Annotated in this window: 18 protein-coding genes; 4 read left to right on the forward strand and 14 right to left on the reverse strand. The window is 40.4% G+C overall.

All coding sequences use genetic code 11. The features are described from left to right. The first annotated feature begins 15 nt into the window (after positions 1 to 15). Complete coding sequence (locus AWT60_RS16470) at positions 16 to 444, forward strand: DUF2621 domain-containing protein (RefSeq protein WP_024427086.1); 429 nt, start codon at positions 16 to 18, stop codon at positions 442 to 444. 21 nt (positions 445 to 465) lie between these two features. Here AWT60_RS16470 and AWT60_RS16475 read toward each other — a convergent pair whose 3' ends face one another. Next, positions 466 to 948: a CcdC family protein gene (locus AWT60_RS16475; RefSeq protein WP_024425136.1), complete on the reverse strand. Its 483-nt coding sequence runs from the start codon at positions 946 to 948 to the stop codon at positions 466 to 468. Between the two features lie 94 nt (positions 949 to 1,042). Further along, complete coding sequence (locus tag AWT60_RS16480) at positions 1,043 to 1,750, reverse strand: cytochrome c biogenesis CcdA family protein (protein WP_075611440.1); 708 nt, start codon at positions 1,748 to 1,750, stop codon at positions 1,043 to 1,045. A 209-nt stretch (positions 1,751 to 1,959) separates the two neighbouring features. On the opposite strand from AWT60_RS16480, the gene AWT60_RS16485 reads away from it, so the two are divergent. Then, complete coding sequence (locus AWT60_RS16485; RefSeq protein WP_369810454.1) at positions 1,960 to 2,133, forward strand: aspartyl-phosphate phosphatase Spo0E family protein; 174 nt, start codon at positions 1,960 to 1,962, stop codon at positions 2,131 to 2,133. 263 nt (positions 2,134 to 2,396) lie between these two features. Here the strand turns inward: AWT60_RS16485 and AWT60_RS16490 are convergent, their stop codons facing one another. The 6 genes from AWT60_RS16490 to yneA form a co-directional block, all read right to left on the reverse strand. Continuing rightward, positions 2,397 to 2,615: a YneF family protein gene (locus tag AWT60_RS16490; protein ID WP_003212379.1), complete on the reverse strand. Its 219-nt coding sequence runs from the start codon at positions 2,613 to 2,615 to the stop codon at positions 2,397 to 2,399. An 84-nt stretch (positions 2,616 to 2,699) separates the two neighbouring features. Then, entirely contained in the window at positions 2,700 to 3,146 is a 447-nt protein-coding gene (sirA, locus tag AWT60_RS16495) for a sporulation inhibitor of replication protein SirA (RefSeq protein WP_024425134.1), read from the reverse strand. 198 nt (positions 3,147 to 3,344) lie between these two features. Beyond that, positions 3,345 to 5,348, reverse strand: a complete 2,004-nt coding sequence (gene tkt, locus AWT60_RS16500; RefSeq protein WP_041085134.1) for a transketolase — start codon at positions 5,346 to 5,348, stop codon at positions 3,345 to 3,347. A 187-nt stretch (positions 5,349 to 5,535) separates the two neighbouring features. Next, positions 5,536 to 5,766, reverse strand: a complete 231-nt coding sequence (locus AWT60_RS16505) for a DUF896 domain-containing protein (RefSeq protein ID WP_024425132.1) — start codon at positions 5,764 to 5,766, stop codon at positions 5,536 to 5,538. 69 nt (positions 5,767 to 5,835) lie between these two features. Further along, a complete protein-coding gene (locus tag AWT60_RS16510; RefSeq protein WP_218677495.1) occupies positions 5,836 to 6,483 on the reverse strand; it encodes a YneB family resolvase-like protein in 648 nt (215 codons plus the stop codon). A 17-nt stretch (positions 6,484 to 6,500) separates the two neighbouring features. Continuing rightward, the gene (gene yneA / locus AWT60_RS16515) at positions 6,501 to 6,812 is read right to left on the reverse strand and encodes a cell division suppressor protein YneA (protein ID WP_024425130.1); all 312 of its coding nucleotides are present in this window, start codon (positions 6,810 to 6,812) and stop codon (positions 6,501 to 6,503) included. Between the two features lie 158 nt (positions 6,813 to 6,970). Between yneA and lexA the strand changes: the two genes are divergently transcribed. Continuing rightward, positions 6,971 to 7,591, forward strand: coding sequence for a transcriptional repressor LexA (gene lexA, locus AWT60_RS16520; protein WP_034283422.1), 621 nt, complete (start codon positions 6,971 to 6,973; stop codon positions 7,589 to 7,591). Positions 7,592 to 7,636: 45 nt separating this feature from the next. Here the strand turns inward: lexA and AWT60_RS16525 are convergent, their stop codons facing one another. Further along, positions 7,637 to 8,083, reverse strand: a complete 447-nt coding sequence (locus AWT60_RS16525; protein WP_024425128.1) for a hypothetical protein — start codon at positions 8,081 to 8,083, stop codon at positions 7,637 to 7,639. Positions 8,084 to 8,378: 295 nt separating this feature from the next. Between AWT60_RS16525 and AWT60_RS16530 the strand changes: the two genes are divergently transcribed. Beyond that, positions 8,379 to 8,921, forward strand: coding sequence for an IseA DL-endopeptidase inhibitor family protein (locus tag AWT60_RS16530; protein ID WP_218677496.1), 543 nt, complete (start codon positions 8,379 to 8,381; stop codon positions 8,919 to 8,921). Positions 8,922 to 8,953: 32 nt separating this feature from the next. On the opposite strand, the gene AWT60_RS16535 is transcribed toward AWT60_RS16530, so the two are convergent. From AWT60_RS16535 to AWT60_RS16555, 5 genes are all read right to left on the reverse strand, one after another. Further along, positions 8,954 to 9,802, reverse strand: coding sequence for an STAS domain-containing protein (locus AWT60_RS16535; protein ID WP_025093249.1), 849 nt, complete (start codon positions 9,800 to 9,802; stop codon positions 8,954 to 8,956). Positions 9,803 to 9,947: 145 nt separating this feature from the next. After that, positions 9,948 to 10,328 carry a NucA/NucB deoxyribonuclease domain-containing protein gene (locus tag AWT60_RS16540; RefSeq protein ID WP_051149980.1) on the reverse strand — a complete coding sequence of 127 codons (381 nt, stop codon included), beginning with the start codon at positions 10,326 to 10,328 and terminating at the stop codon, positions 9,948 to 9,950. A 258-nt stretch (positions 10,329 to 10,586) separates the two neighbouring features. After that, positions 10,587 to 11,495 carry a trypsin-like serine peptidase gene (locus AWT60_RS16545; RefSeq protein ID WP_218677497.1) on the reverse strand — a complete coding sequence of 303 codons (909 nt, stop codon included), beginning with the start codon at positions 11,493 to 11,495 and terminating at the stop codon, positions 10,587 to 10,589. 193 nt (positions 11,496 to 11,688) lie between these two features. Next, a complete protein-coding gene (locus AWT60_RS16550) occupies positions 11,689 to 14,832 on the reverse strand; it encodes a bifunctional cytochrome P450/NADPH--P450 reductase (protein WP_076839727.1) in 3,144 nt (1,047 codons plus the stop codon). Positions 14,833 to 14,854: 22 nt separating this feature from the next. Next, a complete protein-coding gene (locus AWT60_RS16555; RefSeq protein WP_041109214.1) occupies positions 14,855 to 15,433 on the reverse strand; it encodes a TetR/AcrR family transcriptional regulator in 579 nt (192 codons plus the stop codon). Positions 15,434 to 15,487: the final 54 nt, after the last annotated feature.

Raw genomic sequence — 15,487 nt, forward strand, 5'->3', positions numbered from 1 at the left:
ATAAGGAGTGAGAACATGTTAAGCGGCTGGTTTTTGTGGTTCATTTTATTTTGGGGTACAGTGATGATCGGATTACTCGCAATCGGTGGCTTTTTTATGTTTCGCAAATTTTTAAAACGATTGCCAAAGGAAGATGGGAAATCAGAGCTTGATTGGCAGGATGAATATATTCAAAAGAGCCTTCACCTATGGCGGGATGAGGACAAACAGCTGTTAAATGAACTCGTATTACCTGTTCCAGAGCTGTTTAGAGATGTTGCCAAAGAAAAAATTGCAGGTAAAATTGGTGAGTTGGCATTAAAAGAACAGGCTGCCAGCATTAATTTAGACTTAATCATTCGCGGCTACATTATGGCTACACCAAAGCGGGATCATAAGTTTTTATTGAAGCGCCTTCAAGAAAAAAACATTGATCACTCGCCATATGAATCGTTATTAAAATAACCTCCTTTATTAAAAGGAGGTTTAATTCATTTGAATCTGCTGCGGATCTAATTGTTTAGACAGCTTTCTAAACGACAAATACATGGCAACCCGCCAAGGCACGATCATGCCAAAGGCAAGAATCCAAAACATCCCACTTAATGAACCATAATCAATAGAAGAACTTAGGATGGTCTTCATCCCGATACGAAGGACAAGAAGTCCAATGAGAATGAACACGAATGCTTTTGACCGTTTTAAGTAGATGTCATTGCCCCTGATTTCAAACTTCGATGTTTTGATTAAAAATATGGAGAAAAACATCCCCACTGTGATCGCTTCTAGAAATTCAGCTCCAGTTACCCGAAACATAGGAACAAAAAACATCAGTGCGCCAGTGCTCATGAAAATAGGAGGTAAAATAATTTTTTTCGCCGTTGCAGGTTTTGCAGATGACTTAATGCGAATAAACATGACGGCTACCGCCATACATACCGCAATTATAGAAGAGATTAAGATCATCATATCAAATCATTCCTTTATTCTTTAAGGTCAGCCTATGTATAATATACTCCAATTGACGAAAAAAAACCATTCGCCGCGACTGTAGAAACCGATTTCAAAAGCCTGTAAAGCCGCCAAACAATGATGAGAACATGATGATAATCCATGTGAGAAGATCAAAGAACAGCAAAATCCCTACCACAATCATAATGATTCCGCCAATTCGCATGATTAGCTGCTGACGCTTTTTGATCCACCCCATTTTCGTAATGAAAAAGGAGAGAATAAAAAACGGGACGGCAAATCCCAATATATACGCAATCATATACATGACCGCCGACTCAGGATTGTTACTTGCCAGTGTGATGACAGCGGATAAAATAGGTCCAGTACAAGGTGTCCATCCAGCGGCAAAGCCCATTCCGATGAGAATGGATCCAAAAAAACCAGCAGGACGATTTTTGAGCTGTATTCTCTTTTCGCCCATGAGGAAAGAGGGCTTAAATACGCCAAGAGTCATAAAACCAAAGAAAATAATAAGGATGGCTCCAATTTGACGAATCGCTTGATGATAATCATTAAAAAACTTCCCGACAAACGATGTCCCAAAGCCTATCGCAATAAATATAATAGAGAACCCAACTAAAAAGAATAATGTGTGAAGCAGACTTCTTCTTCTCAGCATCACCTTCTCAGATTTCACTTCATCTATACTAACGCCCGTAATATACGATAAAAACGCTGGATAAAGCGGCAGACAGCAAGGTGAAATAAAAGAAAGAAATCCTGCTCCAAATGCTAAAAAGTAATTCAAATCTGTCAAAAGAACACCCCCTTCTTACAATATACAATAAGAGATGACAAAATCATTTCATTTTTTTTACATCACCTCAATAAAGATGGTCTATTCTCTTAAAACCTTATATAATTTAATTTGACATCAAGATAAATGAATCCTTTAAATTTGAAAATAAACCTTAAAATGGATATAATAGAATCGATTCTTTTTATCAAGATTTGCATGAAAGGAACATGACTTTGGTAAAAACATCATTATTAACTCAAATTGAAGAAAAAAGAGAAGAGCTGATGAAAGTTGTCTTGCATAATGGGATGACATCAACAGTGACCATCGAACATAGCCAGCAGCTAGATCATCTCCTCTTACAATATCAACGACACTTACACTCAAACTCAGCCAACTAATCATACTTCATGATATCAATCATGCCGCACCATTTTTAGAACAGTTGATATGTGTGACCATAAACGAAACAAAAACCTCTGAGATAGGGGTTTTTTGTTTTTTCACATGCTGCTTGACGCCATAATAAAAACCACTTTCCCTGCTTCATTCATGCAAGTACAGTGGTTTTAAGCGTCTGATGAAGGTGAATTGAATAAAGAAAGGACAACGCTTGTCCATCCTTTATAACCATGTTCCATCTATGATCATAATATCGTACGTATTATTTCGCTTGGTTGTTCATGGCTTTCATCATTTGATTGATTTTCTTCTGGGACGGTTTCATGCCCATTTGCATCATCATCATTCGAAGCATTTGTTCATTAATCGGTGGATTCTTTTTCAAATAGCTCATCATATACTTACGAGCAATAAAGAATCCGAGTGCAACTCCTGCAAGCAGTGCAACAACGCCTACAAGGATGACAACCCATAAATCCATAATTCTTCCTCCTTCATGTTGTCTCGTATAAAGTGTACTAAACAAAAGGCTATTATACAACATTTCACGTTCAATTTTATTTTTTTAAACAAAATTCCTCACTTTTACTGGATTAAGCCACCCGTGCTTCTTTGAACTAAAGTCCATCGCAAGAAAACAAGGGCTGATTTTTCTCAGCACTTCAAAAAACACCGCTTCTGCCTCATAACTGCCAGTGGCAGACATTTGGATATACCGGTCTTTTATAATAAATGCTGCGGTTCCTTTTCCATCTGGTAAGGAAGCGCTGTAAATCGAGCCTATTTGTGTATAGTGAATGTTCGTTAAGTTATTCATGAGACGCTGGTGCATATGAAAAGCAGGGATTCGTTTCGTCACATAATCCACTTGCTTCACAAGCATAACTAACTCATCGTCGGTGCGATTCGTCCAGTGTAACGACTCAAACAAATGAAACAAAATCGATTCTCTGCCAAAATAGTGATGTGCAAATTCATCCTCAATCCAATAAATATAATAATGGCGTTCCATGTCTATCCCTTCCTTTCACATTTCGTCAATCTCGTTTATTGCTTGTATTATACAAAAATGTGAAAGAAAGAATTGTCTATATATGAAGCAAGAAGAAACTAGTTTTGTCAAAAAAACAAGAAAAAAGAAAAAAGTTTGCAGAGCGGATGAAAATGCTCTGCAAACAGCTAGCAAAAAAGCATGATGCTTGGAGTTCGTTTATTTATTCAGCTTCGCTTTCACACGGCTGACTACATTGCTGACAGTAAATCCGTATTTCTCGATAATGGTTTCACCTGGTGCAGAAGCGCCAAATTTATCAATTGCAATCACGTCACCATCAAGACCAGTGTAACGCTCCCAGCCAAGTGAAGCACCCATTTCAATTGCAATACGTGCACGTACTGCTTTAGGAAGAACGGATTCTTTGTATTCGTCTGACTGCTGATCGAAGCGATCCCATGCAGGAAGGCTGACAACAGATGCGCGGATGCCCTCTTTTTCAAGTGCCTTTTGCGCTTCAATGGCTAAACCAACCTCAGATCCTGAAGCGAGTAGAAGTGCTTCTGGCTGTGCATCAGCTGCTTCAACCACAACGTATCCACCCTTTTCTACTCCCTCATATGCCTTCTCTGGTGCCTGGTCAATCGTTGGAAGGTTTTGACGAGTAAGAACTAGTGCAGTCGGTTTATCCGTTGAAGATACAGCTAGTTTCCACGCTGCAGCTGTTTCATTTCCATCTGCTGGGCGAATAACGGAAAGGTTAGGCATCGCACGCAGTGAAGCAAGCTGTTCAACCGGTTCATGTGTTGGACCATCTTCACCAACAGCAATACTATCATGAGTAAAGACGTAAGTGACTGGAAGTCCCATTAAGGCAGCAAGACGAATCGCTGGTCTTAAGTAATCTGAGAAAACAAAGAATGTTCCGCCGAATACACGAAGACCGCCGTGAAGTGCCATACCATTGAGCGCCGCACCCATTGCAAATTCTCTGACACCGAACCAAATGTTTTTGCCGGCATAATTATTTTTTCCGAAATCATCCGTGTTTTTAATCGTTGTTTTATTTGATCCAGCAAGGTCAGCAGATCCGCCAATAAAGAAAGGTACTTGCTTCGCAATGCCATTTAACACTTCACCTGAAGATGCGCGGGAGGCAAGGCTTGAACCTGCTTCATAAACTGGAACCTCTTGATCCCAATTCTCAGGAAGCTCTCCTTCAATCGCAAGCTTCAGCTGTGCTGCCAGCTCTGGATATTCTTTTTCGTATTGCGCAAACAGCTCATTCCAAGCTGCTTCTTTTTTCTGTCCAGCGTCTTTGACAGCTTCTTTGAAATGATCGTACACTTCAGAAGGTACATGGAAATCTTCTTCAAACGTCCAAGAGTAAGCATCCTTCGTAAGCTTTGCTTCCTCGCTGCCAAGCGGTGCACCATGCACACCAGACGTTCCCGCACGGTTTGGCGATCCGAAACCGATCGTTGTCTTCACTTCGATTAATGTAGGTCTATCTGTGCTTTGTTTCGCCTTTTCAATAGCAGCTGTTACTTCTTCGATGTTGTTACCGTCTTTCACGTAAAGAACTTCCCAGTTCATCGCTTCAAAACGATTCTTCACATTTTCAGAGAATGAACGATCTAAGTCGCCATCTAAAGAAATGTCATTTGAATCGTAAAGAACGATTAAACGGCCTAAGCCTAAATGACCAGCAAGTGAAGCAGCTTCAGAGGAAATCCCCTCCATTAAGTCTCCATCTCCGCAAATGCTGTATGTATAGTGATCTACAACCTGAAAGTTGTCTTTGTTATACGTTTCCGCAAGATGTCTTTCTGCAAGTGCCATCCCTACTGCCATAGCAATTCCCTGGCCTAAAGGACCTGTTGTGGCATCTACGCCTTCTGTGTGTCCAAATTCAGGATGTCCAGGTGTTTTGCTTCCCCATTGGCGGAATTGTTTTAGATCATCGATGCTCAGATTGTATCCGCTTAAATGAAGCATGCTGTATAGAAGCATAGAACCATGTCCCGCAGATAAAACAAAGCGGTCTCTGTTAAACCAATTTGGATTTTGCGGACTTACGTTTAAGTGATTCGTCCATAAAGCGTACGCCATTGGTGCAGCACCCATCGGCATTCCAGGGTGACCGGAATTCGCTTTTTCAATTGCGTCTATGGAGAGAGTACGTATTGTTGCAATAGATTTCAATTCAATCGTTTCCATATAAATCCCCTTCCGTATCTTGTGTACACCATTATCATAAATCTACTGTCCTTTTTTCACAACTATTTCACGCTGAAAAAGAAGGATTTTGTCACATTTAGTTTATCGATCACCTAAAAAGTTATGCAAATATGAAAAAAGACGAGAATAATCTTCCCATCTTTTCAAAATTCAAGAAATCAAAGCCTTAATGAAGGTTCTGATCTTTTTCTCTTTTTAATTTTTCTGGTGTGACATCGTTTCCTTCAGGATCAACGATTTTGACGGTTTTAAGTGTATTTTTCATAGAAGAACGAAAAGCTTTCAAATACTCTTCTCTCAACTGCTTTTGTTCTGTTTTTTCAGCGTCTGATAAACCGGTCTCTTTCGACTTTTTTGAAAGCTCATTTATTCTTGCAAGCTGTTCTTTAGAAATCATGACAAACTCCTTTAAAGCATTTTCTCTACATACTACTAAATATCAATCATTTTGACAACAAATCACGCTTTAGGTGGTAAGGTCTTTTTCATATTCTTGATACCTTCTATGCACCGTTGCTTTTGAAATGTCAAAACCTAATGCCTGAAGAGTTACGGCAATTTCGGCGAATGTCATATTGTTTTTTCTTAATCGAACAATTTCTGAAATCGGCACTTCAATACGCTCACGGCCAGGTGCATGGTCCTGCTGCCTTAAATTCAGTTCAGGCTGATATCCGCGCTCAACTGCCCTTTTCATTCCCCGCTTGATTTTCAGGTTATGAATTTTCCGTTGGTATTCTTCGACGACTCCTACAATCTCAATGACCATTTCATCTGCTTCTGAAAGCTCAAGCTCTCCTCTATGAAACACGCTGTATACCTTTACCTTCTCTTTAAATAGACAATGAAGAAGCGCAATTTTTGCTTGTCCTCTTCCAAGACGTGTTTCATCTTGGATAAGAACGGCATCGATCGACTCTTCCTTCAGTGCAGCAAGCATTTCAAACACGCCATCACGATCTAGCTCATATCCACTTGCTTTTTCTTTGATGACTTTGACCACATTCATCTTGTGCATGGCAGCTAAAGCCAGCAGTTCTTCTTCTTGTCTTTTCAGCGAGGTTTCCTGCTCTTCTTTCACAGTGCTTACTCTCGCATAAATGATTGCGTTCATGTCTTCAATCGACCTTTCTACTGTACTGTTGCAAGCTGATATACGACTGGATGCTCTTTTTTCACGGGTATGACAAGAATGTCTCCAGGCTGGATTTCTGTTGAAGCAAGATCATTGTGTTCTGTTACCCAGTCAATAAATGCATTTTTGTCGATTGATTTGCTGTCATTTACTTGATCAGCTAACCCCCACAGAGTATCTCCTGATTGAACCTCTATTTTAACATATTGATTTGAATCATTATGGCTTGTGACTGCAATAAGTGAGAGAAATATGCCAACGATGAATGAGAATACCCCAATAAAAATAATAGATTCTTTTAACCTCATAATGTCATCTCTCCTAATAGAATGTGTGTTCGTTCTTTCTGTCTCTCATTATAAATACGAACAAACGTTTCTGTCAAACGTTTTTTCGAACCTATGTTTGTACTGTTAGGAAAAACATGCTATAATTTCTTTAAAATTGACGTTTTGAGGTGCAAAAGATGACGAAGCTATCAAAAAGACAACTCGATATCCTGAAATTCATCAAAGATGAAGTAAAAAGCAAGGGTTATCCCCCATCCGTCCGTGAAATTGGAGAAGCTGTCGGTCTAGCATCCAGTTCAACGGTCCATGGACATTTAGCTAGACTAGAAACAAAGGGCTTAATAAGAAGAGACCCGACAAAACCTAGAGCGATCGAAGTACTAGATGAAGAGGAAATGAATATTCCAAAGAGTGCTGTAATGAACGTTCCAGTCATCGGAAAAGTAACCGCCGGCCTTCCTATCACAGCTGTTGAGAATGTAGAAGAATACTTCCCTCTTCCAGAGACTTTTGCAGCACCAGACGAACAAGTGTTTATGCTTGAAATTATGGGAGAAAGTATGATTGATGCAGGTATTTTGGACAAGGACTATGTCATTGTGCGCCAGCAAAGCACCGCTAACAATGGAGATATTGTGGTCGCCATGACAGAGGAAGATGAAGCGACAGTGAAACGTTTCTATAAAGAAAATACACACTTTAGATTACAGCCAGAGAATCCATCAATGGAACCGATTATTTTACAGAATGTGAGTATACTAGGTAAAGTGATTGGCGTATTTCGAAATATTCATTAAAAAAAGCCGGTATTTCATCAGCTGCTGATGAAAACCGGCTTTTTCTTATGCACAAGAATAGGCAAGAATACTTGAGCTTGGGAAGGAACCAAATGTAAAGTTCGGCCATATAAAGCCAGTTGTTCGGCCAAAAGGCTGTGAGGAAAGAACGAACATTAAAAATACTTGGCCGTTTCTCAAAAGCACAATCGTCCATCTTCTATTACATCCCGCTGCAAATTGTACAGCTTGATGGCCTCCCCCTGCACCATGCCCAAATAGAAATGACTGCATACTTTGAGGCTGAGAGAGTGCTTGCTGATACTGCGAAATCATATGCTGCGGCGGTGCTGGCGGTGCCGATTGTCCGCCTGACCCTTGACCTGGCCAAGTACCTCCTCCAATCGGAAACCCAGGAAAACCTCCAATTTGAGGAATAGAAATCGATGGCAATCCCTGCATCTGCCTATCATATGAGTAACCATTCCCCATACCTTCATACGGATGATACATATTAAACACCACTTTCTTTAGACATTCATCACGACAGTATATGTCTTAAATAAAAAAGAGTGTTAAACGTCTAAATAGAAATTTTTCCAAAAGACGTTTCGTTCTTCTTTAGAACGGTTAAATAATGATTAAGAAGAAAAATAAAAAAATGAAAACTTTTTGTCTCCCTCAAACGTTATATAATTAGAAACAAAAGAAATAAAAAAACATTTAGATTTAATACTTGTAATATCACTGTAATTATTGTAACATTTGTAACATAAGAAGTTTTCATTGAGAAAAGGAGGCAATCGCCTTGAAAAAATTATTTGTTTTATTAACTGCTATTATGCTTATGATCTCATTACAAACAACAACATTGGCCGCTTCCAAGAAATCAGCCGCTTTAACAAATAAAGAAGCGTTACATATTGCCCTTGATGCAAGAGAACATTTTTGGAGTGCAATGTCAGGCTACAAAATTAAAGACCATTCTAATGTCAAATTAAAATCATTTACCTATAAAGATATGACGTACAACTATCTTTCTAAAACATTTGATACAAAGAAAAAATTAAACAGCTACCTATCTCAAGTTTTCACTCCAGATGCCATCAAACATGGTTTAAAAGATTATCAGTTCATTGTTCATAAAGGCAAAATGGCTGTTCCAGTCGGTGATGGAGACAACATGCTCAATTGGGAAAAAGCCAAACCTAAACTTGTTTCTAAAAAACAAACGGTCCGCACATATGAATTTACTGTCCCTACACTTGATGGACGCAAAGTAAAACGAACTGTTACGTACGAAAAAGTACAAAAAAATTGGAAAGTCACACAAATTGACGCTGTCATCTAAATAAAAAACCAGGCCTTTCATCGGCCTGGTTTTTATATTGAAGAAAATTCAGTCATTCGGTCCAGCGCGTGAGCAAGTGATGATGCCGTGCGAAATTCATTAAAAGGAAGCCCAAGCTGCACTGCTGTTTGGGCAATTTCTGGTCTAATCCCTGAAATGGTCGTCTCTACTCCAATTAACCGAAGTGACGTGACAAGATCAAAGATTTGATGAGCCACCATTGTATCAATTATGACCACACCCGATAGATCAATACATAAATGCTGAACACCTTTTTGCGAGCACTGATTTAGCGTATTTTCTAAAATAATCTTTGCTCTCGCTGTGTCAATGTCACCTACTAAAGGCAATAACGCAATCTGGCTTTTTAGGACAATTACCGGCGAGCTCAATTCGTAAATCATATCTCTTTGAGCCACGAGTTTTTCGGTTGTATTTTTCACATATTGCTGGATAAACACATGGATTGAAATATTAAACGCTTCGGAAATTAAATCATACCAATAAAAGATGCGGTCAATATCAATTTCATCTTGACGCTGTTTGATAAATTCTTTTAAGTAATGCAGAACCACTCTTTGATTGGACATGTATTCTCTCACGACATAATCTAATGGTGTATTTAAATGCTTTGGGTCACTGGCTAAATCCTCAGACCATTTTTTAAATTCAGTATGTAAATACGTCTTATCTTCAATAATAGCTCGTATAAAATGCTGGTAATAATCTTGATTCTGCCGTTTTAGCTCTGCTATGATGCTGGAATCTGTTGAACGATATATGGATTCTGGATCATCGTCCTCAATTGATTCATACCATGTTTCAGTCAGCTTCTCTGCATGCTGCATAAAAAAATCGTATAATGCACGGTTCTTATCCATAAGCAAATGTCCCTTCACATTTTCTTCTTGTCAGTCTTTGTACCTTATAGATTGATTGTACCACTGAATCTTTTGACCCTGCTAGCTCGAATAGGCTCTGATGATAAACAAAAGAGCCCCCCACTCAAGGGAGACTCTTTCCGATTTATTTCACAATGAATAATATTCTTTTCCCATCAGGAAACCCGCTGATTTGATGCCCGACCCATGAGCCTGCCCCCCTATTATCAGATGGACTGACATATTGAACGCTTGCGCCTTTTCCTCCCTCAAGACAAACCGCCATTGGCCATTCATCCCGGTCAAAGCCAGGTTTTGTCGGAATTCCTTTTAATGATTCTTGCCTGCGGGCATCTGCTCCATTTCGGTCAATGGTACACACATCTGAATGCCCTTTTCGAATGGCTTCTTGAATATGACTGCCTGTTTCAGGGTACCTTTCCTTTGGAAATTGAACGACATGATCATATCGATCAGCCCCTTTTGCTGCCTGCTTCTCTCCAAATCCGCCAAACAACGTGCCCATCCATATCACAAAACATAAGGCGACAGCAGCGATCCAGCCTCTTTTCATCTTCAAAAGCGTGTGACCTCCTCATCCATCTTCAGCATCATCTTGACTTAAAGGAAATGTGTCATTTTAATGTATGAGTGGTGCGCAGATGACATGAGAAAAAAATGATGAGGCTCTCAATCTCAAATCTCTCAGGTTAGAAATATGAATCCTATCAAATCGATTCATACAAAAAAGCTTGTCCCCTATGAAGGAAACAAGCTCTATTTTTTATTGCGCTTTCGCATAGTTTATAAACTCAACAAAGGCAGCTGTCGCTTTCGGCCCGCCATTTATCGTTCCGTTTGAATACCCAGCGTTATGAACTCCAACGATTTGCTGGTTCTGATCCAGCATGGCAGAACCTGAATTTCCGCTGAATGTATCAATCGTATAGTATGCTAGATTCGTATCTTCTCTCGTCACAGGACCCGACATCTCCCATTGTGACACCTTGCCAGTCGATCTCATTTTATCACCAGGATATCCTGAGATTTTAATGGTTGTCCCAGTCAAGTTTGTCACCTGGCGGATGGATCGGTAGCCGACCGTATTGCCAATATTCGTATCGGTTTTAATCACGGCAAAGTCATATTGGCTTGCACCAGTATTAATATACCCGCTTGGCACATAGAACTCAGTCATTTTTGCTGAACCGTTCACCGCAGTACTATCATTCATACCAGGATATACAGTCCCTTTCTCACTATAGCTTCTCGATGCCGTATTGTACACACAGTGTCCGTTTGTCAAAATTTTGTTAGGAGCAATGAGTGTTCCCGTACAGCTTGAGCCGCCAAATGTAATATAAGCAATCGAATTGTATGGTGCCACTCTTGTATTTGCTACTTTGGTTCTACCATCGTCTCCAATGACGACTTTCGTTTGAAAATCTTTTAAATATTTTGATAGTGGTTTTACTTTTTCGCCAACAGTAGAAGAAAGATCATCCACTTTGTCAAAGGATGAGGGGGCTTTCGTATCATTGTGGAAATCACTTGAAGAAATCACTTTACCATCAGAAGTCACCATGTCATAATCAGACGTTAGTACTGAATCCGATGCGGCAAGGGCAAAACTAGGCACACTTAAAGCACCAAAAACGAGAAGAGAAGGGAGTAACATTTTCACCTTTTTCATTATATTCCTCCTTTATGTCCTATATCAAAAATCATACGATTGTTTCATATTGGAGTAAATGAGAGAATATTCTTATTTTTTACAAAATATTTCATTTCCAAATTAGGTGTTTTGTATCTTCCCAACCTTCATTCTATCGATCTCTTTCTATGAGAACAGAAAAAACCGCCTAATAGGCGGTCTTTCCTCTTTGTCAGCTCCACACATCTTTTACATATCTATTGTCATTTGCGAGGGCTTTCAGCCAATTTTCAGCTGTTTCCTTCGAGCATTGTTTCTCGTTTTGATAGAGATCGATCAGTGTAGCCTCTACATCTGGAGCCATGACTTTTCCGTCTCCGCACACGTACAGGTAAGCACCTTGATCAAGCAATTCGATCAGCATGCCGCCGTCTTCTTTCAACAAATGCTGGACATATACTTTTTGCTCATCGTAACGAGAATAAGCTCGATGGATATGGACAACTCCGTTTTGCGCTGCAAGCTGCATTTCATCAAAATACAGATCATCTTCCTGAGGGTGACGGCAGCCAAAATATAGGTGGGCTTCGCCTAGCTGCTTCCCTTCCTTCTGCCACACTTCTCTTGCCTGAACAAATCCTCTAAATGGAGCGATTCCTGTACCTGGTCCAATCATAATCATCGGTATGTCTGAGGAAGGGGGCAGCTGGAATCCGTCTTGCGCTTCATGCAGGAAGCAGGCTACTTCTTCCCCTTCTTTCAGACCACATAAATAGGTTGATGCGACTCCGGCATATTCTCCGCTGCCGCTCCATGCTATACCTTTGACAACTGCCACTGTGATACTGACTTTTTCTTCATCTACCTTTGGCGAGCTAGAAATCGAATAATAACGTGGCTTCAAACCTGGTAAAAGCGCCAAAAAGTGCACAAACGGCAGCTCACACGCTTCATATTGATCTAATAAATCCAGCATGGTTACTCGTTTCTTTAAGATGGCTTCTTGATATGCTTCACCAGCCATTTGTTCAAGTTCCACGCGGTGAGGCGGACATACCGTATGTGCTGCAAGCTCTCTTAGCTGTGTACGTGTCGCAGGCTCTTGAAGCTCAACATGCGAGGCGAGTAATTCTTTGATTGGAATCGGCTGATCTAATGGTAAATGACTTGCCTCTTTATCAGATGAAAGCTTAATGCGCTGCTCTGGATCTAGTTTAAAGCGGCGGGTCACACGTTGAACGAGTGCATCACTATTTTTCGGCACAATCCCGATATGATCCCCTTCTTTGTATGCTTTGTCAGCAGGCAATTTCAGTTCAATATGTCTTGTCTGCCGCGTGCTTGTTTCTGATTGTAATTCTTCATTTTTCAATACAACAGCTGAAAAGGCATCATATATTTTAGCTACAGGACGTTCCACTAGCTCATTAGTATAAGAAACTGATAGGTTTGGTTTTTCCTTCCCCTTTTCTTGGAAGGTGAGCTTAAATTCTTTTGCAAGCTGTTCGAAGACTGTTTTCTGGAAGATTTCTTTATCCTCATCCATATCACCGCCTGCATCACCTTCTCCTAAATCAGCTACACGTTTGGCTCCTTTTCTTTCTAGAGCTTCATCAATCAGACGGGGGATCCGCTGGTACGTACTCGCCCAATTTCGATCTCCGCATCCAAAGACCGCAAATATCACGTTTGATAAATCCTGCTCCTCATCCTGCGCCAGCCAATCCACGAATTGCTTCGCATTGTCAGGTGGATGTCCGTTGTATGAAGCGGTCACGATGAGGACAGCACCTGTATCTGGCAATTGGCGTGTAAAGTCATCAAGCGGCGCAGTGGTCACATCAAACCCTTTTGCTTTCCCGTCTTCAGCCAATTCGTTCGCTATTTGCTTTGCTGTGCCAAGGTTTGAGCCATATAAAACTAACAGTGGTGTACCATGACTCGCCACTTTTGATTCACTAGATTTAGTGCTTTTCTTCGGTTCTTCCTTCGGTGGTGCCATAAAGAATTGCTGCTTCCTTGGCCGCACTTTGATTTTAAAATCGTTAGGTTTAATTGTGAGAGATTCTTTTAAATCAAGCTCATAAGATGTGTGATCAATTAACTCTAAATTGTGCAGGACCATCGCGAGAACCATCGTAGCTTCATGCAGGGCGAACTGCATACCGATACATGCTCGCTGTCCATTCCCAAAAGGTTTGTAGGCATGCTGCGGGATTTTCTCAGGATGTGTAAACCGCTCTGGTTTAAATTCTTCAGCATCCTCGCCCCATACCGCTGGATCACGGTGTAATTTAGGGAGAAGAACAGAGACACTTTGATTCTTTTGAATCGGATATTTCCCCCCGATTACTGTGTCCTCTTTCGCATAAAGAGAGAACGTAGGCGCTGTTGGCCAAAGGCGGAGAGCTTCATTTAACACCATACGAGTGTAGCTTAGCTTTTGCACCTGTTTAAATGCCGGAAGCCCGCCCTGCAGCACCTCATCTGCTTCCTGGACGGCTTTCTTTAATTTCTCTGGATTCTTTAGTAAGAAATAAATTGCAAATGATAGCAGTCCGCTTGTTGTTTCGTGCCCTGCAATTAAGAAGGTGATGATTTGATAACGGATATTTTCATCGGATAAACGTTCACCTGTTTCAGGGTCCTCTGCATGCAGCATAAGAGACAGTAAATCATCGCCCGTTTTATCTTGTTTTCTTCGTTCCTGAATAATGTCATCTACTAATTTCTTCATAAAATCGACATGCTGGTCAAATTCTTTTCTTCTTTTGATCATCAGTTTATCTGCAATTGGCAATCGGCTCGACTGCTCCATTGCTTCATTTAAACCTTTCAGCATGCTGTCGATGAACGGATGCTGATTTTCTTTATAAAAGCTGTTAAAGCGAAAATCAAAACCGCAAAGGCCTATTGTATCTAAAGTCAGCTTTGTCATATCCTCAGCTACTTCAATTTCTTCATCACGGCCTGTTCTTTGCCATTTTTGCACAAGCTGTGTGGCAATATCGAGCATCATTTCATGATAGCCCTTCATGGCCTGCTGGCTGAATGCAGGCATCAAAATTTGATGAGCCTTTCTCCAGTTCGGTTCTTCTGTCCAGCTTGTAAATAGTCCATCCCCTGAAAATGCTCTAACTTTACTCAGACTAGTACCAATATATTTATCAAAACGGCTCTCGTCACATACTTCTTTGACAAGTTCATGGCTGGAAACAAAAATACTTGTTGCATTTGAAAATTCAAACTGAAAGATCGGTCCTAATTCATCTGCCAGCCGCCAAAAGGTTTGAGAAAGCTCTCCTTTTTTTATATGGGGAATATTTTTAAAAGGTCCGTATGTTTTTGGTTTTGGAATGATTGATGTTTGCTTCATATGCCCACTCCCTTTATTTCTTTTAAGATGCAACGCTGATGGCGCGCCATAAACATTGCTCAATTTCCTCCAAAAATTCAATCGTTGGCTCTATTTCTTCTGCAAGAATTTGTTTATGCAGCTGCACAAAAGCACCAAATACAATAGATAAAATGGTTCTGCCTGAGAGGTTTGGGTGAATCCCATCCTTTTTCCCTTCTTCAAAGATAAGGAATAGCTCATGTAACAAATGCTGCATTTTCTCTTTGCTCGTCTCGTCTAAGTAATGGGACCGTTTATCAATCTCTAAGAAATACAGCCCGCTTGGATTCTCCTTTGTAAACAAAACCAAGCAATAAAATACATGCTTAAAGTACGCCCGAATACTTAACTTTGGATCTGGACTGTTTGTGTTCATTTTTTCGATAAATGCCGAGAGGCTGCGCTGGTACAAAATATTGACGAGTGCCTCCTTGCTGTCAAAATAACGGTAAATGGTGCCCGCTCCGACGTTTGCTCTTTTTGAAATCATCGGCATTGTGGTGCCATCAAAGCCTCGTTCAATAAATAGTTCCAGCGAAGCTTTCATAATCTGTTCTTGTTTATCAGTCACTGCTGGCATTTCATCCCCTCCTTTTAAAATATAGGAATGAACGTTCATTCCGCTTGTGGCATA

This window comes from Bacillus sp. F2HM (assembly GCF_019266135.1).
Lineage (GTDB): Bacteria > Bacillota > Bacilli > Bacillales > Bacillaceae > Bacillus > Bacillus safensis.